Source organism: Novosphingobium fuchskuhlense (genome assembly GCF_001519075.1).
Taxonomy (GTDB): Bacteria; Pseudomonadota; Alphaproteobacteria; order Sphingomonadales; family Sphingomonadaceae; genus Novosphingobium; species Novosphingobium fuchskuhlense.
Window position 1 is genome coordinate 222978 of record NZ_KQ954246.1, and the last position, 20553, is coordinate 243530.

At 65.3% G+C, this 20553-nt stretch carries 22 protein-coding genes; 11 read left to right on the top strand and 11 right to left on the bottom strand.

Annotated features, from left to right (window positions below; translation table 11 throughout):
- Positions 1–59: 59 nt before the first annotated feature.
- Positions 60–941: a thiamine-phosphate kinase gene (gene thiL / locus AQZ52_RS15000; protein WP_067912740.1), complete on the bottom strand. Its 882-nt coding sequence runs from the start codon at positions 939–941 to the stop codon at positions 60–62.
- A gap of 1 nt (position 942) precedes the next feature.
- Positions 943–1749, bottom strand: a complete 807-nt coding sequence (locus AQZ52_RS15005; RefSeq protein WP_067912743.1) for a crotonase/enoyl-CoA hydratase family protein — start codon at positions 1747–1749, stop codon at positions 943–945.
- A gap of 90 nt (positions 1750–1839) precedes the next feature.
- Here AQZ52_RS15005 and AQZ52_RS15010 point away from each other — a divergent pair, with 90 nt between their 5' ends.
- Positions 1840–2979: an acyl-CoA dehydrogenase family protein gene (locus AQZ52_RS15010; protein ID WP_067912746.1), complete on the top strand. Its 1140-nt coding sequence runs from the start codon at positions 1840–1842 to the stop codon at positions 2977–2979.
- Positions 2979–3935, top strand: coding sequence for an acyl-CoA dehydrogenase family protein (locus tag AQZ52_RS15015; RefSeq protein ID WP_067912749.1), 957 nt, complete (start codon positions 2979–2981; stop codon positions 3933–3935). The genes AQZ52_RS15010 and AQZ52_RS15015 overlap by 1 nt, the downstream gene beginning before the upstream one ends.
- Before the next feature lie 16 nt (positions 3936–3951).
- Here the strand turns inward: AQZ52_RS15015 and AQZ52_RS18235 are convergent, their stop codons facing one another.
- Positions 3952–4506 (bottom strand): Swt1 family HEPN domain-containing protein, encoded by a 555-nt coding sequence (locus tag AQZ52_RS18235; protein WP_082698235.1) that lies wholly within the window; start codon positions 4504–4506, stop codon positions 3952–3954.
- A 31-nt stretch (positions 4507–4537) separates the two neighbouring features.
- Positions 4538–5176: a DUF5343 domain-containing protein gene (locus AQZ52_RS18620; protein ID WP_156424980.1), complete on the bottom strand. Its 639-nt coding sequence runs from the start codon at positions 5174–5176 to the stop codon at positions 4538–4540.
- A gap of 265 nt (positions 5177–5441) precedes the next feature.
- Here AQZ52_RS18620 and AQZ52_RS15020 point away from each other — a divergent pair, with 265 nt between their 5' ends.
- The 6 genes from AQZ52_RS15020 (at position 5442) to AQZ52_RS15045 (ending at position 10639) form a co-directional block, all read left to right on the top strand.
- Positions 5442–6614 carry an acetyl-CoA C-acetyltransferase gene (locus tag AQZ52_RS15020; RefSeq protein ID WP_067912752.1) on the top strand — a complete coding sequence of 391 codons (1173 nt, stop codon included), beginning with the start codon at positions 5442–5444 and terminating at the stop codon, positions 6612–6614.
- Positions 6615–6700: 86 nt separating this feature from the next.
- A complete protein-coding gene (locus AQZ52_RS15025; RefSeq protein ID WP_067912755.1) occupies positions 6701–7486 on the top strand; it encodes an SDR family NAD(P)-dependent oxidoreductase in 786 nt (261 codons plus the stop codon).
- A gap of 66 nt (positions 7487–7552) precedes the next feature.
- On the top strand, positions 7553–8422 hold the full coding sequence (locus AQZ52_RS15030; protein WP_067912758.1) for a crotonase/enoyl-CoA hydratase family protein: 870 nt from the start codon (positions 7553–7555) through the stop codon (positions 8420–8422).
- Positions 8423–8436: 14 nt separating this feature from the next.
- Positions 8437–9072 carry a TetR family transcriptional regulator gene (locus tag AQZ52_RS15035; protein ID WP_240481691.1) on the top strand — a complete coding sequence of 212 codons (636 nt, stop codon included), beginning with the start codon at positions 8437–8439 and terminating at the stop codon, positions 9070–9072.
- 77 nt (positions 9073–9149) lie between these two features.
- Positions 9150–9623, top strand: coding sequence for a MarR family winged helix-turn-helix transcriptional regulator (locus AQZ52_RS15040; RefSeq protein WP_067912764.1), 474 nt, complete (start codon positions 9150–9152; stop codon positions 9621–9623).
- Positions 9620–10639, top strand: coding sequence for a fumarylacetoacetate hydrolase family protein (locus AQZ52_RS15045; protein ID WP_067912767.1), 1020 nt, complete (start codon positions 9620–9622; stop codon positions 10637–10639). Before AQZ52_RS15040 ends, AQZ52_RS15045 begins: the two co-directional genes overlap by 4 nt.
- Before the next feature lie 41 nt (positions 10640–10680).
- On the opposite strand, the gene AQZ52_RS15050 is transcribed toward AQZ52_RS15045, so the two are convergent.
- The 7 genes from AQZ52_RS15050 to AQZ52_RS15080 all read right to left on the bottom strand — a co-directional run bounded on the left by AQZ52_RS15050 (position 10681) and on the right by AQZ52_RS15080 (position 18082).
- The gene (locus AQZ52_RS15050; RefSeq protein WP_082698236.1) at positions 10681–11622 is read right to left on the bottom strand and encodes a type II secretion system F family protein; all 942 of its coding nucleotides are present in this window, start codon (positions 11620–11622) and stop codon (positions 10681–10683) included.
- A gap of 82 nt (positions 11623–11704) precedes the next feature.
- Positions 11705–12676, bottom strand: a complete 972-nt coding sequence (locus AQZ52_RS15055; protein WP_067912772.1) for a type II secretion system F family protein — start codon at positions 12674–12676, stop codon at positions 11705–11707.
- A gap of 79 nt (positions 12677–12755) precedes the next feature.
- Positions 12756–14090 carry a pilus assembly protein CpaE gene (locus AQZ52_RS15060; protein ID WP_067912775.1) on the bottom strand — a complete coding sequence of 445 codons (1335 nt, stop codon included), beginning with the start codon at positions 14088–14090 and terminating at the stop codon, positions 12756–12758.
- A gap of 3 nt (positions 14091–14093) precedes the next feature.
- Positions 14094–14780: a CpaD family pilus assembly protein gene (locus AQZ52_RS15065; protein ID WP_082698097.1), complete on the bottom strand. Its 687-nt coding sequence runs from the start codon at positions 14778–14780 to the stop codon at positions 14094–14096.
- A 14-nt stretch (positions 14781–14794) separates the two neighbouring features.
- A complete protein-coding gene (locus AQZ52_RS15070; RefSeq protein ID WP_082698237.1) occupies positions 14795–16429 on the bottom strand; it encodes a type II and III secretion system protein family protein in 1635 nt (544 codons plus the stop codon).
- 58 nt (positions 16430–16487) lie between these two features.
- A complete protein-coding gene (gene cpaB / locus AQZ52_RS15075; protein ID WP_067912781.1) occupies positions 16488–17534 on the bottom strand; it encodes a Flp pilus assembly protein CpaB in 1047 nt (348 codons plus the stop codon).
- A gap of 59 nt (positions 17535–17593) precedes the next feature.
- Positions 17594–18082 carry an A24 family peptidase gene (locus AQZ52_RS15080; protein WP_067912784.1) on the bottom strand — a complete coding sequence of 163 codons (489 nt, stop codon included), beginning with the start codon at positions 18080–18082 and terminating at the stop codon, positions 17594–17596.
- 104 nt (positions 18083–18186) lie between these two features.
- Between AQZ52_RS15080 and AQZ52_RS15085 the strand changes: the two genes are divergently transcribed.
- From AQZ52_RS15085 to AQZ52_RS15095, 3 genes are all read left to right on the top strand, one after another.
- On the top strand, positions 18187–19158 hold the full coding sequence (locus AQZ52_RS15085; protein ID WP_067912786.1) for an alpha/beta hydrolase: 972 nt from the start codon (positions 18187–18189) through the stop codon (positions 19156–19158).
- 9 nt (positions 19159–19167) lie between these two features.
- The gene (locus AQZ52_RS15090; protein WP_067912790.1) at positions 19168–20280 is read left to right on the top strand and encodes an NAD(P)/FAD-dependent oxidoreductase; all 1113 of its coding nucleotides are present in this window, start codon (positions 19168–19170) and stop codon (positions 20278–20280) included.
- An 81-nt stretch (positions 20281–20361) separates the two neighbouring features.
- Complete coding sequence (locus tag AQZ52_RS15095; protein WP_067912793.1) at positions 20362–20547, top strand: YegP family protein; 186 nt, start codon at positions 20362–20364, stop codon at positions 20545–20547.
- The last annotated feature ends 6 nt before the right edge of the window (positions 20548–20553 follow it).

A 20553-nucleotide genomic window follows, 5' to 3' on the forward strand; every position in this document is an offset into this window, starting at 1 on the left:
GGGTCGGGGCAGGAGGCTAGTGCATAATTTTCATGCCGCAAGCCTTTGTGTGTGATTATTCAGCAATGTTCGAAGCCGAGCGGGCCTGCAGGCGGAGCCTCGCCGAGGAGCAGCGGGGCGTCGCCGCGAGGCAGGACGGTGCCGATGCGATGTGCCCGGCAGGGCGGCACGGCGCCGGACGGAAGGGTAAACAGAAGCTCGTAATCGTCGCCCCAGCTCAGCGCATCGCGCGCGCGCTCGTTCGGCAGGTCCGCAGGCAGCGGGATCGCACGAGGATCGAGCGCGAGTGTCACGCCGCTCGCCTCTGCCAAGCGTGATGCATCGAGGAGCAGGCCATCCGAGACATCCATCATCGCCGTCACCAGCGGTGCCAGCGCACGGCCTTCAGCAAGGCGCGGCACGGGGCGGCGGTAAACGGATGTGTCGGCTGATGGGTTACCGGACGAGAGCGCCTCGAAGCCCAGCATCGCCGCGCCGACGGGGCCTGTGATCCACACGCTGTCTCCGGCCCGCGCGCTGCTGCGGCTGGGGACCGGCTTGCACGTGGCGCGGCCCAGCGCGGTCAGGCCCACGGTCTGCGCGCCGGGGCTGCGGACGGTATCGCCGCCCAGCAGGGGGACTGCGAAGTGGGCCAGCGCCTCGCCCAGCCCGGCGGCAAAACGGGCGTTGTCCTCTGTCAGGGTATAGCCCAGGAGGACGCCGATGGGCTCCGCACCCTTGGCGGCAAGGTCCGAAAGGTTGGTGGCGAGGAGCTTCCAGGCCACGTCTGCCGGGTCCTGCTCCGGCAGCCAGTGGACCCCCTCGACCATCATGTCATGGGTCACGATCAGCGTTTCGCCGCCGAATTCCAGCACAGCGCAATCATCGGCAAGGCCGCGTGCCGCCGGGTGCGAGACAAGGCCTCGCAGCGCGGCGATGAAGGCGGCCTCGCCTGACGACATGTCAGTCCCCCGTAAACACCGGCGCGCGCTTTTCGAGGATCGCGTTGACGGCTTCCTTGTGGTCTGCCGTCTCGTGCACGATGGCCTGGAATGCGGCCGAAAGCTCGAGCACATCGCCGGCCCGGCCGTGCTGGGCCTCGCGCAGCAGGCGCTTGGTCAGGCGCAGGGCGCGGGGGCTGTTGGCGGCGATTTCCTCCGCGAGCGCAATCGCCTTCTCCAGCAGCTGGTCCGCCGGGACGACATCGCCGACGAGGCCGATGGACTGCGCATAGGCTGCATCGAACGTGCGGCCCGTCAGAAACAGCTCCGCCGCCTTCGAATAGCCTATGATCTTCTGCAGCGTCCACGCGCCGCCATCGCCGGGGATGATGCCGACCTTGATGAAGCTCGCCGCCATCTTCGCGGTATCGGCGGCAAGGCGCAGATCGCACACGCAAGCGAGATCAAGGCCGAGGCCAATGGCATGCCCATTGATCGCTGCGATCATCGGCACTTCGCAGTCGAGCATCGCGCGGGTCGCCCGCTGCACGCCGCGGCGATAGTTCGCGGCGGTCGAATCGGGCTGGTCGAGCGGGCCGATGCCCTTGCGGTCGCGGATGCCCTTGATGTTGCCGCCGGTGCAGAACGCGCGGCCCGCGCCCGTCAGCACGATGGCACTCACCGAACGGTCGTTGGCAAGGCGGAAGAACGTGTCGACGATGTTGTCGCAATCCTCCAGCGTGCCGATCGCGTTCATCGATTCGGCGCGGTCCATGGTCAGGATGGCGACGCGCCCGCGGCGCTCTTCGTGCAGGAACGGGGTGATCATCTTGGCTTCTCTCCCAATTGCCCCTCTGGGCGGTTCCACTAGCAATCTTGCGATTGCGATGGCCCGCGCGCTGCCATAGTGACGACGGCGATGCAAATATTCCCGCTCCATCCGTTCCTCCCCGAGGGGGACATTCCCGCCCTGCGCCAACAGGTTCGCGACCTTGTGGCGCAGCATGAGGCCAAGTGGCCGGTCGAACTGCGCGCCAACTGCTGGTTCAGCTTCGACGAGGAGTTTTCGAAGGCGCTCGGCGCCGCCGGCCTCCTCGGCATGACCTGGCCCAAGCAATATGGCGGACACGAGCGCACGATGCTCGAACGCTATGTCGTGCTCGAAGAGCTGCTCGCGGCAGGCGCGCCGGCAGGCCTCCACTGGATCGCCGACCGGCAGACCGGCCCGCTCCTCCTGCGCTACGGCACCGAGGCGCAGCGCGAGAAGTATCTCCCCGGCATGGCGCGCGGCGAGATCTACGCCTGCATCGGCCTCTCCGAACCCGGCTCGGGATCGGACCTTGCGAGCGTGCGCACCTCGGCGAAGAAGACCAACGAGGGCTGGCGCATCAACGGCCAGAAGGTGTGGACCAGCGGCGCGCACAAGAGCCACGCCGCGCTCACCCTCTTGCGCACCGAGGAAGGCAGCGAGCGCCACACCGGCCTTTCGCAGATGATGATCGACCTCGATACGCCGGGGATCACCATCCGCCCGATCATCGACATGACGGGCACGCACCACTTCAACGAGATCTGGTTTGAAGACGTCCTCCTGCCGCACGACGCGCTGGTGGGCGTCGAGGGCAACGGCTGGAAGCAGGTCGTCGCCGAACTCGCGCTCGAACGCTCGGGGCCGGAGCGCTATCTCTCCAGCCACATGCTGCTTGTCGCGCTGATCGACGCCGTTGGGCCTGAGCCGGACGCGCCGACCGCGCAGCTGATCGGGCGACTGACGGCCGAGATGTGGACGCTGCGGCAGATGTCGATGTCGACCATCGCCAAGCTGGCCGCAGGCGAGGACCCGGTGGTCGAGGCGGCCATCGTCAAGGACCTCGGCAACGCCTACGAACAGGCCCTGCCGCGCGCGGTGCAGGCGGCGGTGGACGCGGACCTTGCAGGGAAGAGCGATCTTTCGCGCCTGCTCTCGTGGATCCTCGTCGCGAGCCCGAGCTTCTCGCTGCGCGGCGGCACGCCGGAAGTGCTGCGCGGAATTATCGCTAAAGGTTTGGGGCTGCGCTGATGAGCGACAATCGTACTCTGCTCACCGATATGGCCGCTGGCCTGTTCGCCGATCTGGCGAGGAAGCCTTTTGCCGAGGCCTGGCCGCAAGTGGCCGAGGCCGGGTTCTCCACGCTGCTGGTGCCCGAGGATGCGGGCGGCTTCGGCGGCGATTGGGGCGATGTGCTCGCCGTGCTGCGCCTCGCCGGGCTGAATGCGCTGAACGCGCCGCTGGCCGAGCCGGTGATCGCGCATTACCTGCTGGCGAAGGCGGGGATCGCCGCGCCGGAAGGCCTTGTCTCGATTTCCGCCCCCGGCAGCCGCGTGCCTTATGGCCGCCATGCTGCGGCTGTGGTGCATGTGGAGGGCGGCACGCTCTCGCTCTACCGCGCCGATGCCTGCAGCTTTGACGAAGGCCTTTCGCCTGCGGGCGAGCCGTGGGATGCCGTCACCTTCACCGGCGCGGCGGCGGCAACGGCGGCCTGCGACGTGGACCTGCAGGCGCTGGGCGCTTTTGCCCGTGTGGCGCAGGCCTCGGGCGCGCTGGAGGCGGCGTTCACGCTCGCCATCGATCACGTGAACACCCGCGTCCAGTTCGGCCGGGCGCTGGCGAAGTTCCAGGCCGTGCAGCAGGCCATGGCCGAGTTTTCCGAGGAAGCCGCCGCCGTCGACGCCTCAGCCGCAGCCTGCGCCGCAGCGCTCGATTACGGGCACGCCAGCTTCGAGATCGCGGCCGCCAAGCTGCGCATGGGGATCGCCGTGGACCGCGCGGTGCCCATCGCGCACCGCATGCACGGCGCCATCGGCTTCACCATCGAGTACGCCCTCAACCACCTGACCCGCCGCCTGATGGGCTGGCGCAGCGAATTCGGCGGCGATGCCTTCTGGGCCGAACGACTGGGGCGGCGCGTGGCCGGGCTAGGTGGGCATGGCCTGTGGCGCGAAATGGCGGCGCGGACGGACCGGTTGGTGGGGTGATAATTTATACGTTCATTTAAGACATGATGCGGAACCAAGATCGGACCGCTAAGTTTAGGCGGTCCTGTTCCAACTCGTCGGTGGGGTTGCAGTGTGCAATTGGTCCGCGCAGCAGATTTAGCTGATTTGAAACATTGCTTACGGCGGACTTTGACTTAAATACCGGCTCAAATAGTTCCCAGTTGTCGGTAATTATCTGAGATAATTCTCCAAAAGTTGTATAATCAATAAGATTATCTGAACGTGGCGTAATGCCGCTATCTACTTCTTTTTTGCGACGAGGGGTGACCTGATCTCGTATGCGTTTTTCGTCAACACGATCACTATTCCACCAATCTACTCCTTCAGCCTCGAGCATTATGTCCGAGACTAGTCGTCTAATCGAATTCTCGAGGCAATAGAAAATCTCGTAAAATTCTGACATACGCGACGCTTCAGTGCGGAGTGCTGCTTCAAATTGTTCATATTCCGCGGCCTTGCGACCAACCGCACGGTGCGGCGCCCACCCTAGATCGATTCCAAATTGTTGTTCAATTCGCGACATATCTGACGCAATTTGAAGGCCACTCATTCCGAAGGCCCTGATCAGTCCGTCGGGACGGCTAGGCATCGGAGGGCCTCAACAGGTGTTCCTTCAAGCTCTTGAAAATTGCGTTGAACACCTCGGGATCGGATGTCGCAGGCAAGTTTAGGTTTATTGTGTAGCCAAGGTTAAGTCCGAACGTTTGAGGCGAAACGGAAGGCTCCACCGGTGTTCGCGGCGTAGAATCGTGAGCTAGAGCCGAACTTGGTACAGAAGATTGCTCTTCATTTGGTGGGGAAAAGTCCGCAAAATTCTTGAGTTGCTTGAGGCATCCACAGACTAACTTTACCGTGCTTGAGTCGTGAGCTTGCCCCGTCTCTTCTGTCACTAGGCCCAAGAGAGCATCATCGGATAGCTCATGCATAAACTCATTGCGCACATACAAGGGTGCGTAGGCAATGCGAATAGCTGCAGCTACAGCTTGTCCCGACTGAGAAGGATTTCTGAATTTTTTATAGAGGTCACTCGGCGTACCGTCAGATTTAGTGAAACCGATCTTTTTCAAAAAAGAAGTCATTTGGTCACCAGAGCCACCGGGTATCTTTAAGATAGTTTTGACGAAATCTTGGCTGACTCTTTCTGGTACTGCGGCGTGCTTAATCCCCATCAATGCTCGATCAACATTTTTTGGTGAAGTGACATAAGGAAGGCTTGCCATATGATGTCCAGCTCACTTTCACGGAGTAGCAGGCTCAATGTTATGACGTAATCCAAGGGGAATTGCCATTCAGGACAATCTGAATCGCGTGTGCGTGCCTTTGCTTGCGATGTGAGACATTAGTTTATGTCGAAGCATCACCGAGGATCAAGTCCGTGGTGATGCAGTGGGGCAGTGCCGACGGCATGCCACCCCAATCCCTTGACCCCATCCCCCGCACCCCTTAATCGTTCAGTTAAACGAACGCATGCGGGAGTCGGAAGCCATGGCTACAGCCTATATCGTTGATGCAGTGCGGACCGCGGGCGGGCGCCGGAATGGGCGGCTGGCCGGGGTTCACCCGGTCGATCTTTCGGCGGCGACGCTGGATGCCCTGATCGAGCGGACGGGGATCGATGGCGCGGCTGTCGAGGATGTGATCATGGGCTGCGTCTCGCAGGGCGGGCAGCAGGCAGGGCAGGTGGGGCGCAATGCCGTCCTCGCCGCGCGGCGGCTGCCGGATTCGGTGCCGGCCGTCACCATCGACCGCCAGTGTGGATCGTCCCAGCAGGCGATCCAGTTTGCCGCGCAGGCGGTGCTTTCGGGCACGCAGGATATCGTGATCGCCGCGGGTGTGGAGAGCATGACGCGCGTGCCGATGGGCTCGACCGCGATCTTCCACATGAAGGAGGGGCTGGGCAACTACAAGTCGCCGCGCCTCGAAGAGAAGTATCCGGGCATCATGTTCTCGCAGTTCATGGGCGCGGAAATGATCGTGAAGAAGCACGGCTTCACCAAGGATCAGCTCGATGCGTTCGCGCTCTCCAGCCACCTCAAGGCGATTGCCGCGACCAATGCGAACGCCTTCGCCGGCGAGATCGTGCCCATCGCCATCGAGACGCCGGACGGCCCGGCGATGCACACCGTGGACGAGGGCATCCGCTTCGACGCGACGCTGGAATCCATCGCGGGCGTGAAGCTGCTCAGCCCCGAAGGCCTGCTGACCGCGGCGAGCTCCAGCCAGATCTGCGACGGCGCGAGCGCGGCGCTGATCGTTTCGGAAGCGGCCTTGAAGGCGCACAACCTCACCCCGCTGGCGCGCATCCACAACCTGACGGTGACGGCGGGCGATCCGGTGATCATGCTCGAGGAACCGCTCTTCGCCACCGACCGCGCGCTGCAGCGGGCCGGCATGAAGATCGGCGATATCGATCTCTACGAGGTGAACGAGGCCTTCGCCTCGGTGCCGATGGCCTGGCTGAAGCACACCGGCGCGGACCCGGAGAAGCTCAACGTCAACGGCGGCGCGATTGCGCTGGGCCACCCGCTCGGCGCTTCGGGCACCAAGCTGATGTCCACGCTGCTCCATGCGCTGAAGGCGCGCGGCCTCAAGTATGGCCTGCAGACGATGTGCGAAGGCGGCGGCGTCGCCAACGTGACGATTGTCGAGATGATGTGATTTTGCGGGGTGGCGCGTGACAGCCCACCCCAACCCCCTCCCGCCTGCAGGAGGGGCTTACCATATGATTTCAGGAGAGAAATGCCATGAAACTTGATAGTTCGATTTCGGCCGTCGTCACCGGCGGTGCCTCGGGCCTCGGTGCCGCCACAGCCCGCGCGCTGGCCGCTAAGGGCGTGAAGGTCGCCATCTTCGACATGCAGAAGGAAAAGGGCGAGGCCGTCGCGGCCGAGATCGGCGGCGTGTTCTGCGAAGTGAACGTGACCAGCGACGAGAGCGTGGACGCCGGCTTTGCCAAGGCGCGCGCGGCGATCGGGCAGGAGCGCATCCTCGTAAACTGCGCCGGCACCGGCAACGCGATCAAGACCGCCAGCCGCAGCAAGGAAGACGGCTCGATCAAGCACTTCCCGCTGGAGGCCTTCAACTGGCTGATCCAGATCAACCTCGTCGGCACCTTCCGCTGCATCGCCAAGTCGGCGGCCGGCATGATGACGCTGGACCCGGTGGACGAGTTCGGCGAGCGCGGCGCGATCGTGAACACGGCGTCGGTCGCGGCCGAGGATGGCCAGATCGGCCAGGCGGCGTACTCCGCCTCGAAGGGCGGCGTTGTCGGCATGACGCTGCCCATCGCGCGCGACCTGATGAGCGAGGGCATCCGCGTCAACACGATCCTGCCGGGCATCTTCGACACCCCGCTGCTGGCGGGCGCCCCGCAGAACGTGCGCGATGCGCTTTCGGCTTCGGTGCCGTTCCCCAAGCGCCTCGGCGTGCCGCCGGAATACGCCCAGCTGGCGCTGACGATGATCGAATGCGGCTACTTCAACGGCGAGGACGTGCGCCTCGACGGCGCGATCCGCATGGCGCCGCGCTGATAGTGTGACTGCCTGACGCGTCCCCGCACGAAACGGGGGCGCGCAGGACTTGGGAGAGTGCCGCAGATGGCCGAATACACGCAGATCCTGCTCGATGTGGCTGATGGCGTCGCGACGCTGACGCTCAACCGTCCGAACAAGATGAACGCCTACACGCGCACGATGATGACCGAGATCATCGACGCGTTCGACCGCACCGATGCCGACGACAGCGTGCGCGCGGTGATCGTGACGGGCGCGGGCGACAGGGCCTTCTGCGCGGGCGCGGACCTGACGCCGGAGGACGGCGCGCGGCCTTTCTCCGATCCGACCGAGGTGCCGCTGAACGACGTGAAGGTGCGCGATGGGGGCGGCTATTGCACCTTGCGCATCTTCAATTCCAAGAAGCCGGTGATCGGTGCGATCAACGGCGCGGCGGTTGGCATTGGCGCCACCATGCAGCTGCCGATGGATTTCCGCCTCGCCAGCACCGCGGCGCGCTTCGGTTTCGTGTTCGCGCGGCGCGGGATTGTGCCAGAGGCGGCCTCGAGCTGGTTCCTGCCGCGCCTTGTCGGCATGAGCCAGGCGCTTGAATGGTGCATGACGGGCCGCGTGTTCGGTGCGGAAGAGGCGCTGGCCGGCGGCCTCGTCCGCTCGCTCCATGCACCCGATGACCTGCTGCCTGCCGCCCATGCGCTGGCGCGCGAAATTGCCGACAACACCAGCGCCGTCTCCGTCGCGATGACGCGGGCGATGCTGTGGCGCAATGCGGCAGAGCCGCACCCGATGCACGCCCACCGCGTCGACAGCCGGGCGATCTACCAGCTTTCGCGCGGGGCCGATGCGAAGGAAGGTGTGGCGAGCTTCCTCGAAAAGCGCGCTCCGGCCTACCCGGGCCGCGTTTCTTCGGATATGCCTTCGTTTTACCCGTGGTGGGAAGAGCCGGGCTGGGAATGAAAGAACAGACGAAATTGGCCGATAACGGGGACGGCGTGACGACCGAACAGGCCGGTGCGCGGGAATTGCTGCTGGAAACCGCCTCGCAGATCATGCGCGAGGGGGACCAGGTCGATATCTCGCTCTCCGAGCTTTCACTGCGCTCGGGGCTCAATTCCGCGTTGGTGAAATACTATTTCGGCAACAAGGCCGGGATGCTGGGCGAACTGCTCGACCGGGACATGGTGGCGATCATCAAGTCGGTCGGGGCGCTCCTGGCCAAGGACCACATGAGCCCCGAGGCCAAGCTCAGGCAGCACATCGCGCGCTGCGTCGATACCTATTATGCGTTCCCCTATCTCAACCGCCTGCTGATGCGGCTGGTGCGCGACAGCGATCCCGCCGAGGCGAAGCGGATTGCCGACAAGTATCTTGCGCCGCTCAACAAGGCCTATGACCGGCTCATCAGCGACGGCGTGAAGGCCGGCGTGTTCCGCCCGATCGACCCGCAGCTGTTCTATTTCACCGTGACGGGCGCGGCGGACCGGTTCTTTTCGGCGCGGCTGGTCCTGCGGCACTGCTTCGATCAGGACACGCTGACCGAGGAACTGCGCGACCGCTACCGCGAGCATACGGTGGACTTCATCATGGCCGGCATTCTGGCCCGATGACCCGGGCGGTGAGCGGGCCGCTTCGCCATGAGCGCGCTTTTGCTTGCGCGCGGCGCGCGCTGGCCTAGAAACAGAGCATGGCTGACGCTGAGACCCGCCCCGAAAGCACCAGACTCGCCGACTACATTCCCTATCGCCTCGCGATCACGTCGAACGCGGTCAGCAGCCTGATCTCGGGCGAATATCACAGCGAGTTCGGACTCAAGATCCCCGAATGGCGGATCATGGCGGTGCTCGGCGATGCCGGACCGCTGACGCAGCGCGACCTTGTGCGCGCCACGCTGATGGACAAGGTGGCGGTCAACCGTGCGTGCAAGATGCTGGGTGAGCGCGGGCTCGTAGCCCGCAGCCCGAACGCGGCGGACGGGCGTTCGCACCACTTGTGGCTGACGGACGAGGGCCGGGCGATGTATGACCGGATCTGGCCCAACGCGCTGACGACCTACGAAAAGATCTTCGCCGCGCTTTCGCCGGCCGAGACGGCCAAGCTGAGAGCGCTGCTGGACAAGTTGCTGAACGCGGTGCGCACCATCGAAGGGGAAAGCCCATGAAACTGGCAAGCCTGCCGCAGCGGCGCGATGGCCGTCTGATTGTCGTCTCGGACGATCTGGCCTGGTATGCCGATGCCGATCATATCGTGCCGACGATGCAGGGGTTGCTCGATGAGTGGGATCGCTTTGCGCCCTATCTAGAAGCCCTGGCGGTGGAGCTGCAGCACGGCGCGATCCCGCAGAAGCGCTTCCACGAGCGCGAGGCGGCGGCACCGCTGCCGCGCGCGTTCCAGTGGGCGGATGGCAGCGCCTACGTCAACCACGTCGAGCTGGTGCGCAAGGCGCGGGGGAGCGAGCTTCCGGCCAGTTTCTGGACCGATCCGCTGATGTACCAGGGTGGCAGCGACGACCTGCGTGGCGCGCGCGAGCCGATCACGCTTGGCGACGAGAGTTGGGGCTGCGATCTGGAAGCCGAGGTGGTGGTGGTGACCGGCGACGTCCCGCAAGGCGTCTCGCCGAACGAGGCGGTCGGCCACATCCGGCTGATTGGCCTCGTCAATGATGTCTCGCTGCGGGGCCTGATCCCGGACGAGCTCGCCAAGGGGTTCGGTTTCGTGCAGTCGAAGCCTGCCAGCCATTTCTCGCCGGTGTTCGCGACGCCCGAGGGCCTTGGCGCGGCTTGGGCCGGAGGAAAGCTGCACTTGCCGCTGCATGTCGATGTCAACGGGCGGCCGTTCGGCCGGTTGGCGACGGGCGAGGACATGACCTTCGATTTTGGCCAACTGATCGCGCATCTGGCCAAGACCCGCCGCATCGGGGCGGGCACGATCATCGGTTCGGGCACGGTTTCAAACCGCGATGCCGATGACAAGGCCGGTTACACGGCGGGCCGCCCGGTGCGCGAAGGCGGGCGCGGCTATGCCTGCATCGCCGAACAGCGCATGGTCGAGACCATTCGCAGCGGTGCGGCAATCACGCCGTTTCTCAAATATGGTGATACCGTGCGGATCGCGGCGAAGGATGCCAAGGGCCACGCCGTGTTCGGCGCCATCGAGCAGACGGTTCAGCCGGCCTGAACCCGGGCGAGGAGGGGCAAGCCCTCCCCACTGCACCGGTATCAGCCCACCTTGCGGTTGAGGAAGTTGTCGCTGATCGAACAGGCGGCAGGCCCGAGGATCACGACGAACAGCGTCGGCAGAATGAACAGGATCAGCGGGATTGTCATGATCGCCGGCAGACGGGCCGCCTTCTCTTCGGCGCGCATCATGCGCTCGTTGCGGAATTCGGCCGAAAGCACGCGCAGCGCCGAAGCAAGCGGGGTGCCGTAGCGCTCGGTCTGGATCATGGTTGTCACCACGCCTTTCACCGAATCGAGCTTCACGCGGTAGGCGAGGTTCTCGAACGCGAGCCGGCGTTCGGTGAGGAACGAAAGTTCGATCGCGGTCAGCGCGAACTCGTCGCCGAGTTCGGGATAGGCGCGGCCGAGTTCACGGGCGACGCGGGCAAAGGCGCTGTCGACGGTCAGACCGGCCTCGGCGCAGATCACCAACAGGTCGAGCGCATCGGGCAGCCCCTTGCGGATTTCCTTGGTGCGCTTGTTGGACAGGTTGGTGATCCACAGGTCCGGGCCCTTGTAGCCCAGGATCACCATGGCTGCGAACAGACCGAACTTCTTGTAGGCCGGCCAGAGCGGGAAGTAGTTCACGCCGTAGATCAGCACGCCGAAGATCAGGCCGAGCACGATCGGCCCGATCATCCGCGCAAGAACGACCGCGACCGCCCATTCCTTCTTGCGGATGCCGGCCTGCGCCAGTTTCTGCTGGATCTCCTTGAGCTGGCTGTCCTGCAGGACCTTCAGCGATTCGAGGAAGGTCTTGATGTTGTCGGTCGTCTCGTTGCGGCGGACGATGCTCTGGCGCTTCTTTGCGTTGACGGTGACGATGCCGGCCTTGAGCTGATCGCGCCGTTCGTTGAGCGCCTTGACGCGCTTGGCCATCGGATCGCGCACGGTGATGGCGGCGTAGATCGCCAGCAGCATCGCGGCCGCTGCGATCCCCATGAGGATCGAGCCGACGTAGATGACATCGACGCCGAGAAGCGTGGGGCCGGTGGGGGGATTGACGTTCACAGTGGTTTCCCCATCAGATCTCGAAGTTGACCATCTGCGCCATGATCCAGGCGCCGATGCCAAGCCAGGTAAGGCCGCCAAGGCCGGCGATGATGAGCCGCTCGTCGACGAAGAACTTGCCGAGGTAGGCAGGGTTGATCGAATAGATGAGCGCGAACACGATGAACGGAAGCGAGCCGACGATATAGGCCGACGCCTTCGATTCCGAGCTCATCGCTGAAATCTTGAGCTTCATCTGGGCGCGCTTGCGCAGCACGTCGGCCAGGTTCGCCAGCGTTTCGGCAAGGTTGCCGCCGGTCTCGCGCTGGATCGCGAGTGTGATGCAGAAGAAGCTGAATTCGGCCATGTCGAGCCGGTTCGCCGTTTCCTGCAGCGATTCCTCCATCGTGCGGCCTACCTTGATGCGGTCGGTCACCAGCTTGAATTCCTCGCCCACGGGGCCGGGCAATTCGGTGGCGACCACGCCGAGCGTTTCGGTGATCGGCAGGCCCGAGCGCAGGCCGCGTACGAGCAGTTCGAGCGCATCGGGGAACTTGGCGACGAAGCTGGTCTTGCGCTTGTTGATCGCGCGGCCGACGAAGAAGTGCGGCAGGCCCGCGCCGACCAGCACGCCCGCGCCGAGGCCGAGCAGCAGCGCACCGGTCTTGATCAGGATAAGCAGCGCCACGCCGAGGCCCAGCCCCAGCGAGGTGTAGAGATACTGGGTGAGGGTCCAGCCCTTGCCGGTCTTGTGCAGGCGCAGCGCCAGCGCCTCGATGCGCGAGCCCGAGCCGGCCTTCTTGAAGGTGGTCGGTTTGCGGTTGGCAACGGCCTTGCGGTACTGCGCCTCGACCTTGTCGACCGCACTGTCCGAATGGCGGAAGCGCACGGATTGCAGGCGGCGCGACGCCTCGCGGTTGGCGGAGGGGCCGCTCAGCGCGAGCGCCATCAGCGCCAGAACAAGCGCCGCTCCTATGCCAAGGATCACGAGTTGCATCATGTTCATCGCGCGGTCCTGCCAGGTCTTTCAGTGTCTGCGCGCCGGCGCGCCAGCCCCTGGTGGGGATGGGGGTGCCGGCTGCGGATCATGCGGGGGTTCCGGCCTTGGCCTTGCCGGAGTTCAGGATCTTCTTGAAATCGAACTTGCCGAGCAGCGAGGTCTTGCCGCCCGGAGCGCCGCCATTCTTGTCGCCGCCCTTGTCCGCCGCCTTGTCCTTCGCCTTGCCCTTGGCCTTGGTGTCGACCACTTCGCCGTCGCTGCCGGTGGCGATGATCGCGCTGCCCAGATCGCGCAGCACCACCCCGGCCTTGCTGCCGCGGTTTGCGGCAGCGAACGTCTGGCCGAGCTTGGCCGCATTGGCAGCGGCCTTGACGTCGTAGGGCACGACGTAATTGATCTTTCGCTCGATCGAGGCTTCGAAGTCCGAACGACTGATTTCGCCGACGCCGGAGTGGACCTTGTTGGCCACCACGATCGTCTCGGCATGCTTGGCGTTGGTCTTGAGCCACGACAGCAGGCGGATCGCATCGCGCGCGCCGGCGAGCGTGAGTTCGGTGGCCACGACGACCACGTTCACATCCGCCAGAAGATGCGGGAAGTTGATCAGCATGTTGCGCGGCAGATCGATCATCGTCATTTCGAACGCGTGGCGGAATTCCTCCTCCAGTTGCACGAAGGCGCTGCCGTCGGTCATCAGAGGCGAGCTGATCGGAGCTTCGGCCGAGAGGATCGCCAGATTGTCGTTGGCGCGGATCATCGCGCGTTCGATGAAGAGACCGTCGATGCGGCTCGGGTTGTCGATCGCGTCGGTGAGGCCCCGGCCCGGCTCGAGATCGAGCGTGAGCGCGCCGGTGCCGAAATGCACGTCGAGATCGAGCAGCGCGGTCGGCAGGCGGTGGTCTGCGCTGAACAGCCAGGCCAGCGAGGTCGCGATGGTTGAGGCGCCGACACCGCCGCGCGTGCCGACCACGGCGGTCGAGACATGGCGCTTGGCCGTGCTGCCGTCAGCGGATTTGGGCGCGGCGAAGATCGCTTGGGCCTGAACCAGCGCATCGCGCACCTGGCCCGGCGTCAGCGGCTTCAGGAGATAGTCCTGGATGCCCGAGGCGAGGAGGTCGCGGTAGAGGCGCACATCGTTGACCTGGCCGACCGCGATGACCACGGTGCCGGGTTCGCAGACTTCCGCCAGCGCGTTGATATCGCTCAGCGGATCGCCGCTTTCCGAAAGGTCGACCATCAGGATCGCCGGCGAAGCGGCAATCGAGAGCGACTGGATCGCGTTGCGCAGGCCGCCCTTGTTGCACTTTTCCGGCTGCCAGCCCATGTCGACCGTGACAGGGCGCAGCACATCGAGCGCGGAATCGTCGCACATGAAGGCCGCGAACATGTCGCGATTGGTGGTTTTCCAGGACGCACTCATCGATCAGTTCCCCCCGGTGGACTTGCTGGACACGGACTTCAGACCCTGCGCGCCCGTGGGCGGTTGGTCGCGATAGGACTTGATCGCCTTGCTGTTGCTCTGGGTGATCGTGGTGCTCATGCCTTTCGCGCCGTGAACAAGGTCTTCCTTGTTGGCGACCATCACGGCCATGTTCCCGTTCACCGCGCAGCCGAAATTGGGCGAGGTGGCATTGTTCGTGCGGTTGTCGATCTTGTCCGACCAGTCCGGGCAGCCGGGCACGCTGGCCTCGGTGCGCGAGACGACGATGCGCGCGGTTCCGGGTGCGATCGAACCTTCGGTGACCGGGGCGATATCGGCCAGCAGCATGCCGAAGCGGCCGGCGACCTTTTCGACCGCTTCGCGGGTCTGCGAGGAATCAACGGGGTCGTCTACCGAAACGCGGTCACCGTAGCCGAGATCGAGCGCATCGAGCCAGCCGGCGAGGCGGCGCTGTTCGGAAACCGCAAGGCCGCCGCCGGGGAGGGTCTGCACGTCGAAAACGAAGCTGGTGCGCTGCACGACCGGCTGGCGCACGCTGTCGAGGCTGCGGTTCATGTCGGTCGCCGGGCTGTTGCACGCGGCGAGCGGCAGGCTGAGCATGCCGGCCAGCAGCAGGATCCGGGCAGCGCCACCAGTGGGCAGAGCGATGCGGGGCTTACGATTGGACATGGACTGGCCCTTTCTCACTGGAAGCTGAAGCCGGGCGCGGCATCGGCGTTGGCTTGGCGGTTGCGGGTGGGACGCGAGGTCTTCTGCGGAGCCGCCGGCACGACCGGCACCGCGGAGGGCGCAGCGACGTTCGGGGCCGGTTCATCGAGCGCGCCGACCTTCGGGCCGTTCGCCTGCACCGTTCCGGACTTCTCGGTCGGCTTGGGGCGATCGCCACCGGTGACCCCGTCCGCTTCCATGTGGCCGAGGAACTGCTGCAGCGCCGTGGACGTCTTGAAGCCGTCGGTGGGCAGCTTGATCTCGCTCGCATCGACCGGGTTCACGAGATAGGGCGTGACCACGATGACCAGCTCGGTTTCGCCCTTGCGGAACGCGGTCGAGCGGAACAGCGAGCCCAGGATCGGCAGATCGCCGGCGCCCGGCATCTTGGTGATCGTGTTCTGCGCGCTGTTGCGCAGCAGCCCGGCGATCATGAAGCTCTGGCCCGAGCCGAGCTCCACCGTGGTTTCGGCGCTGCGCACGGTGAGTGCGGAGACGGTGAAGCTGTTGCTGATGATCGCGCCGTCCGACGAGAGTTCGGACACTTCCGGCTTGACGCGCAGCGAGATTCGCCCGTTGGCGAGCACGGTGGGCGTGTAGGCGAGGCTGATGCCGTACTTCTTGAACTCGATCGCGGTGTTGCCGAGCCCGGTCGAGATCGGGATCGGGTATTCGCCGCCCGCGAGGAACGTGGCGGTCTCGCCCGAAAGCGCGGTCAGGTTGGGTTCTGCGAGGCTGGTGACAAGGCCGATGGTCTCGCCCAGATCGAGCGCGCCCAGCACATTGACACCGAACAGCTTGGTGAGGCCCGCCAAAGTCGACTGACCCTGCAGCGGCGTGACGCTGGTACCGGGCTTCGAGACTTCCGCACCCGTCACCGGATTGATGAACGTGCGCGCCGTCTGCGTGCCCATGCCGAGCGGCAGTTCCGCGCCCGGTGCGCCGATGTTGATCGCGGAAGCCGGCGAGCGGCCCTGGCTGAGGCCGAACTGGAAGCCGCTGGAGCCGTCGATGGTGGTGAAGTTGGTGCCGATCTGGCGGATCAGCGAACGGTTCACTTCGGCAAACTTCACATGAAGGTTCACCTGCAGCGGCGTTGCCATCTTGAGGCGGCTGATCACGTTGGTCTTGTCGTCGACGAAGGCCTTCACGAGGCGCTCAGCCTCGGCGGCATCCTCGGGCGCGGCGATCGTGCCGGTGAGGAGCACCGTGTTGTTCATCGTCGAGGTGACGATGTGTGCTTCGGGCATGGCCAGCTTCAGCATCTGGTCGATGCTGTCGATATTGGTGCCGACGCGCACATTGGCCGACCACACCACATCACCGTTGGCGTTGCTGGCATATACTGTCGTCTCGCCGCCGGCCTTGCCGAACACGTAGAGCTGGTTGGTCGACTTGACCTGGACGTCGGCCACGGTGTCGTTGGCGACGAACACATCGGTCATCTTGCCGGGCAGGGTCACGAGCTGGCCGCGGCCGATCGAGATCGCGATGCTGCGCGCCGGGCTGGTGACCGACTGGGCCGATGCGGCCGAGGGTGCTGCGACCAGCGCCAGCGGAACCGCGAGAGCAGCGAGCGGGAGCAGCGTGGATGCGATACGGGCCTTCATGGTCTTGCCTTTCGCGGGCGCGGAATGCGGAGCGGTGCGATGCATCTGAGTGGGCATCTCAGTGGCTCCCCACCTTGACTTCCTGGGTGTCGCGGCCGCGGGTCACGCGGACCACGGGGCCGGGCGAGAACAGCGCCTTGGCAGCGGCGGTCATCGAGCCACCGGCCGGCATCTGGGGCATGGCGGGCGCCATGGCCTTGACCATCGCCTGGACGGCAGAGGCCGGATCGGCAGCGGTGTTCTTCTTCGGCTGGAAGCGCGAGACATCACCACCGGTCGCGAAGCTGTTGCCATCGGCCTCGATCGGCTTCGCCATCGCCTGCTTGAGGATGCGCTCCTCATCGGCCTTGCTGGTGCCCGGGGGGATCTTGATCTGGCCGAGCGCGATTGCCTGGTCGAGCTCGCTCGAGTTGTCGGCGAGCGAGCGCAGCGAGAGGGAGATGGTGCCGATGGTCTGTGCCACCGCGATCTTCTCGGCGATCTTGGGGGTCGCCTCGACCGTGACGGTGCTGAAGGTGCGCACGCGGGTCTTGCCCTCGATCTGCTCCTGTTCAGTCGACTGGTCGGTGGCGAGCACGCGCAGATTCTTCAGGATGGTCTCGGCGGTCTTGAGCGGCTGGACGCCGCCCTTCACCGTCTGGGTGAGGACGAGGTCAATGTGGTCACCGGGAAAGACAAAGCCCGCAACGGCGGTACGCGCGCTCACCGGAATGGTGACGGCGCGCATGCCCGGCCCGAGCGCGGCGGCAAGGAAGCCGCGGTCGCCGGGGGAGACGAGGCTGCCTTGGGTCACCGGTTCGCCCGCGGTGATCGGATGGCGCACGACGGTGCCGAGCAGCTTCGACATGTCGGTCTTGTCTTCGGTGAAGTAGACGTCCTGGACGAGGTCCTTGGGCCAGGGCTGGTAGCCCATGGCATCGGCCGTGATGATCGTGCCGGCAGGAAGCGCGCGATTTGCGACGAGCACCTTGGCGCCCATCTGCACTTTCGCGGCTGCCGCTGCCTGCGGCGATGCTGCCCCCGCAAACATGCTCCTGGCAGCAAAGGCCGTGCCGATCGCCACGATCAGCGCCCCTACCAGCAGCAACAGCTTTTTCCTGTCCATGGCTTCAATCCTGCCGTTTGATCCGCCCGCATCCTGCGGGCAAATTGGTTAAGATAGACCTAGCCAGCCGTTGCGGCGTGGAGTGTGGCCCAATCGGTTGTCGAGATGATCCAGAGGCCTGCGGTCGCGATGGCGATGCCGTAAGGGATCTTGAGCTTGTCTTTCTGCCGCCGGGCGATGTGCCACATGCTCATCGTGATGGTGAGCACGCCGCCCGCGATGGCCATGATGACCAGCAGCTTGAGGAAGAGCAGCGCCGGCATCCAAAGGGCCAGAGCGGTGAGCAGCTTGACATCGCCGCCGCCCATCGCGCGAAGCGCAAAGAGCCCGGCGAGGACGAAGAACGTGACGACCGCGAGGCCGAACTGCAGCGCGACGCCTGGCCACAGCGCCAGACCGGATGCCCACCAGAACAGTGGCGCGCCCACGGCAATGGCTGCATTCAGCCAGTTGTCGATCTGGCGGCGGCGGATATCGGTGAAGGCAGCAACCAGCAGTGCGATTGCCAATGCCCCGACCAGTCCGTAAACGATGTGAGTTCCCTGCATGGGGGTCTCATACGGGACAATCACTTACCAAACGGTAACCAAACCGGCGCCGCAATTCCGGGCACGTGCGGATGTCGCCTTTACCTTGCCCGGGGAGGTTTGGCGTGAGTGCAGGGTTCGACGGTCCGTCGCAGTTCAGGCGGGCCATTCCCTCTGGTGCGCGGGAGTGGCGCTGGGCCTTGCCCGATGGGCATCCGATCCGTCGCATCACACTCGATCCTCCCGCCGGCACGCCTCTGCGCGGCGCGATACTGTTCCTGCCGGGGCGCGCTGATTTCTATGAGAAGTATCTGGAAACGCTGGTAGAATGGGCCAGTGCGGGCTGGCAGGTAAGCGCTGCCGATTGGCGTGGGCAGGGGGCTTCGGGCCGGATGACGGCAAACCCGATGGTGGGACATATCGAAGACTTCTCAATCTGGATCGCCGACCTTGGCGCGCTGTGGCAGGACTGGGTGCGCACCGCTCCTGGACCGCACGTGCTGGCCGGTCATTCGATGGGCGGGCATCTTGCCTTGCGCGCGGTGGCGGAAGGCGCGGCGAGCCCCGAAGCGGTCGTGCTGAGCGCACCGATGCTAGGATTCGTCACCGCGATTCCGGAATTTGTTCAGCAGATATACGGACGGATCATGTGCCGGATCGGCGATCCCGAACGCATGGCGTGGGAAGCCAGCGAGAAGCCCGGCTCGTCCACGGACGATCGCATCGGGCTGCTCACTCACGATGCCGAGCGTTACGCCGATGAACTGTGGTGGCGCGCGGCCCGGCCCGAGCTGGAGATCGGCCCTGCCAGCTGGCGCTGGGTCGAACGGGCGGCAGCCTCGATGGCAGCGCTGCGCGCACCGGGCCTGCTCGAGGCGGTGATGGCGCCTGTCCTGTTACTGGCGGCAAAGCAGGATGCGCTCGTCGCCTGGTCCGCGATCGAGCAGGCGGCGGACCGCTTGCCGCGCGGCGAGCTGGTGACTTGGGGCCCAGAGGCCCGTCACGAATTGCTGCGCGAGGCTGATCCGGTGCGCAGCCAGGTCATGGCCGCGATCACCAGCTTCCTCGATCGCGCCCTTCCGGCAAAGCGGGGCTGAGCGCTGACCATGGCGGCAGAACACTTCGACATCGCCATTATCGGTGCCGGCATGGCGGGTTCTAGCCTTGCCGCCGAATGCGCACCCCATGCCCGGGTCCTGCTGATCGAGGCGGAAGATACCCCCGGCTATCACACCACCGGCCGCTCCGCTGCATTCTGGCACGAGACGATCGGCGGGCCGCAGATCTATCCGCTGACCGCCGCCTCGGGCGAGTGGCTGGCGCAGCACGGCTTCCTCAGCCCGCGCGGCGGCCTGCACATCGGGCGCGAGGATCACCGCGCCACGGCAGAGGCGTTTGTTGCGGACTTCCTCGCTGCCGGGGCGCGGATCGAACTGATCGGGCGCGATCGCCTCGAAGAGATCGTGCCCGGGCTCAGGCCGGAATGGATCATCGGTGCGTGGGAGCCGGAATGCGCCGATATCGACGTCGCCGCGATGCACCAGCACTACCTCGCCGCCTCGCGCAAGGCCGGCAGTGTGCTGCGCGTGCGGGCGCGACTGGACAGCGCCAGGCGCGACGGCGCGGACTGGGCGCTGACGTGGAGCGGTGCCGCGGGGCCGGGCGAGGCACGCGCTGCGCTGCTGGTCGATGCCGCGGGCGCCTGGGCCGATCCCGTGGCGGAGCTGGCCGGTGCCGCGCCCCTCGGGATCCAGCCGCTGCGCCGCTCGATGGTGCAGATGCGGGTCGATCCGCCCCCACCGCCGACGCTGCCGCTGACCTTGAGCTTCGACGAGGATTTCTATTTCCGCCCGCAAGGTGATCGGCTGTGGCTTTCGCCGCACGACGAGACTCCGGACGTGCCACGCGATGCCGCGCCCGAGGAACTCGACATTGCCATGGCGATCGACCGGATGGAGCAGGCGGTGACCTGGAAAGTGCTGGCGCTGGAGCGGCGGTGGGCGGGCCTCAGGAGCTTCTCGCCCGACCGGCTCCCGGTGTTCGGCTTCGATCCGGCATGCCCGGGGCTGTTCTGGTTTGCCGGGCAAGGCGGCTTCGGCATCCAGACCGCACCCGCCGCGGCCCGCCTTGGCGCGCAGATGCTGCTGGGCCTGCCGCGCGATGCGATGACCGCCGCGATCGATCCCGTGCTCTACACGCCCGCCCGGTTTCGCCCGTAGCGGAGCATTTCGGACTCCCACGCCTGCCCCCGCGTGCTAGACGGGTGCGGGATAGGTAACTTTACCTATGGAGTTAAGGATATGGCGCACCGTTTCGAAATCCGGAAGAACAAGGCTGGCGAGTTCGTGGCCTATTTCGTCCACAACGCGGAATCGATTTTCTGGACCGAAGGCTACAAGTCGAAAGCCAGCGCCAAGAACGCCATCGAATCGATTCTGAAGAACGGCCCCGGCGCCGAAGTGGTGGACACCACCACCGAGGGCTGAGGGCTG

Excerpts from the sequence above, each read along its gene's own strand:
- thiL (WP_067912740.1), bottom strand. The coding sequence starts at position 941 with ATGTCGTCAGGCGAGGCCGCCTTCATCGCCGCGCTGCGAGGCCTTGTC.
- AQZ52_RS15005 (WP_067912743.1), bottom strand. The coding sequence starts at position 1,749 with ATGATCACCCCGTTCCTGCACGAAGAGCGCCGCGGGCGCGTCGCCATC.
- AQZ52_RS15010 (WP_067912746.1), top strand. The coding sequence starts at position 1,840 with ATGCAAATATTCCCGCTCCATCCGTTCCTCCCCGAGGGGGACATTCCC.
- AQZ52_RS15015 (WP_067912749.1), top strand. The coding sequence starts at position 2,979 with ATGAGCGACAATCGTACTCTGCTCACCGATATGGCCGCTGGCCTGTTC.
- AQZ52_RS18235 (WP_082698235.1), bottom strand. The coding sequence starts at position 4,506 with ATGAGTGGCCTTCAAATTGCGTCAGATATGTCGCGAATTGAACAACAA.
- AQZ52_RS18620 (WP_156424980.1), bottom strand. The coding sequence starts at position 5,176 with ATGGCAAGCCTTCCTTATGTCACTTCACCAAAAAATGTTGATCGAGCA.
- AQZ52_RS15020 (WP_067912752.1), top strand. The coding sequence starts at position 5,442 with ATGGCTACAGCCTATATCGTTGATGCAGTGCGGACCGCGGGCGGGCGC.
- AQZ52_RS15025 (WP_067912755.1), top strand. The coding sequence starts at position 6,701 with ATGAAACTTGATAGTTCGATTTCGGCCGTCGTCACCGGCGGTGCCTCG.
- AQZ52_RS15030 (WP_067912758.1), top strand. The coding sequence starts at position 7,553 with ATGGCCGAATACACGCAGATCCTGCTCGATGTGGCTGATGGCGTCGCG.
- AQZ52_RS15040 (WP_067912764.1), top strand. The coding sequence starts at position 9,150 with ATGGCTGACGCTGAGACCCGCCCCGAAAGCACCAGACTCGCCGACTAC.
- AQZ52_RS15045 (WP_067912767.1), top strand. The coding sequence starts at position 9,620 with ATGAAACTGGCAAGCCTGCCGCAGCGGCGCGATGGCCGTCTGATTGTC.
- AQZ52_RS15050 (WP_082698236.1), bottom strand. The coding sequence starts at position 11,622 with ATGGGGATCGCAGCGGCCGCGATGCTGCTGGCGATCTACGCCGCCATC.
- AQZ52_RS15055 (WP_067912772.1), bottom strand. The coding sequence starts at position 12,676 with ATGAACATGATGCAACTCGTGATCCTTGGCATAGGAGCGGCGCTTGTT.
- AQZ52_RS15060 (WP_067912775.1), bottom strand. The coding sequence starts at position 14,090 with ATGAGTGCGTCCTGGAAAACCACCAATCGCGACATGTTCGCGGCCTTC.
- AQZ52_RS15065 (WP_082698097.1), bottom strand. The coding sequence starts at position 14,780 with ATGTCCAATCGTAAGCCCCGCATCGCTCTGCCCACTGGTGGCGCTGCC.
- AQZ52_RS15070 (WP_082698237.1), bottom strand. The coding sequence starts at position 16,429 with ATGAAGGCCCGTATCGCATCCACGCTGCTCCCGCTCGCTGCTCTCGCG.
- cpaB (WP_067912781.1), bottom strand. The coding sequence starts at position 17,534 with ATGGACAGGAAAAAGCTGTTGCTGCTGGTAGGGGCGCTGATCGTGGCG.
- AQZ52_RS15080 (WP_067912784.1), bottom strand. The coding sequence starts at position 18,082 with ATGCAGGGAACTCACATCGTTTACGGACTGGTCGGGGCATTGGCAATC.
- AQZ52_RS15090 (WP_067912790.1), top strand. The coding sequence starts at position 19,168 with ATGGCGGCAGAACACTTCGACATCGCCATTATCGGTGCCGGCATGGCG.
- AQZ52_RS15095 (WP_067912793.1), top strand. The coding sequence starts at position 20,362 with ATGGCGCACCGTTTCGAAATCCGGAAGAACAAGGCTGGCGAGTTCGTG.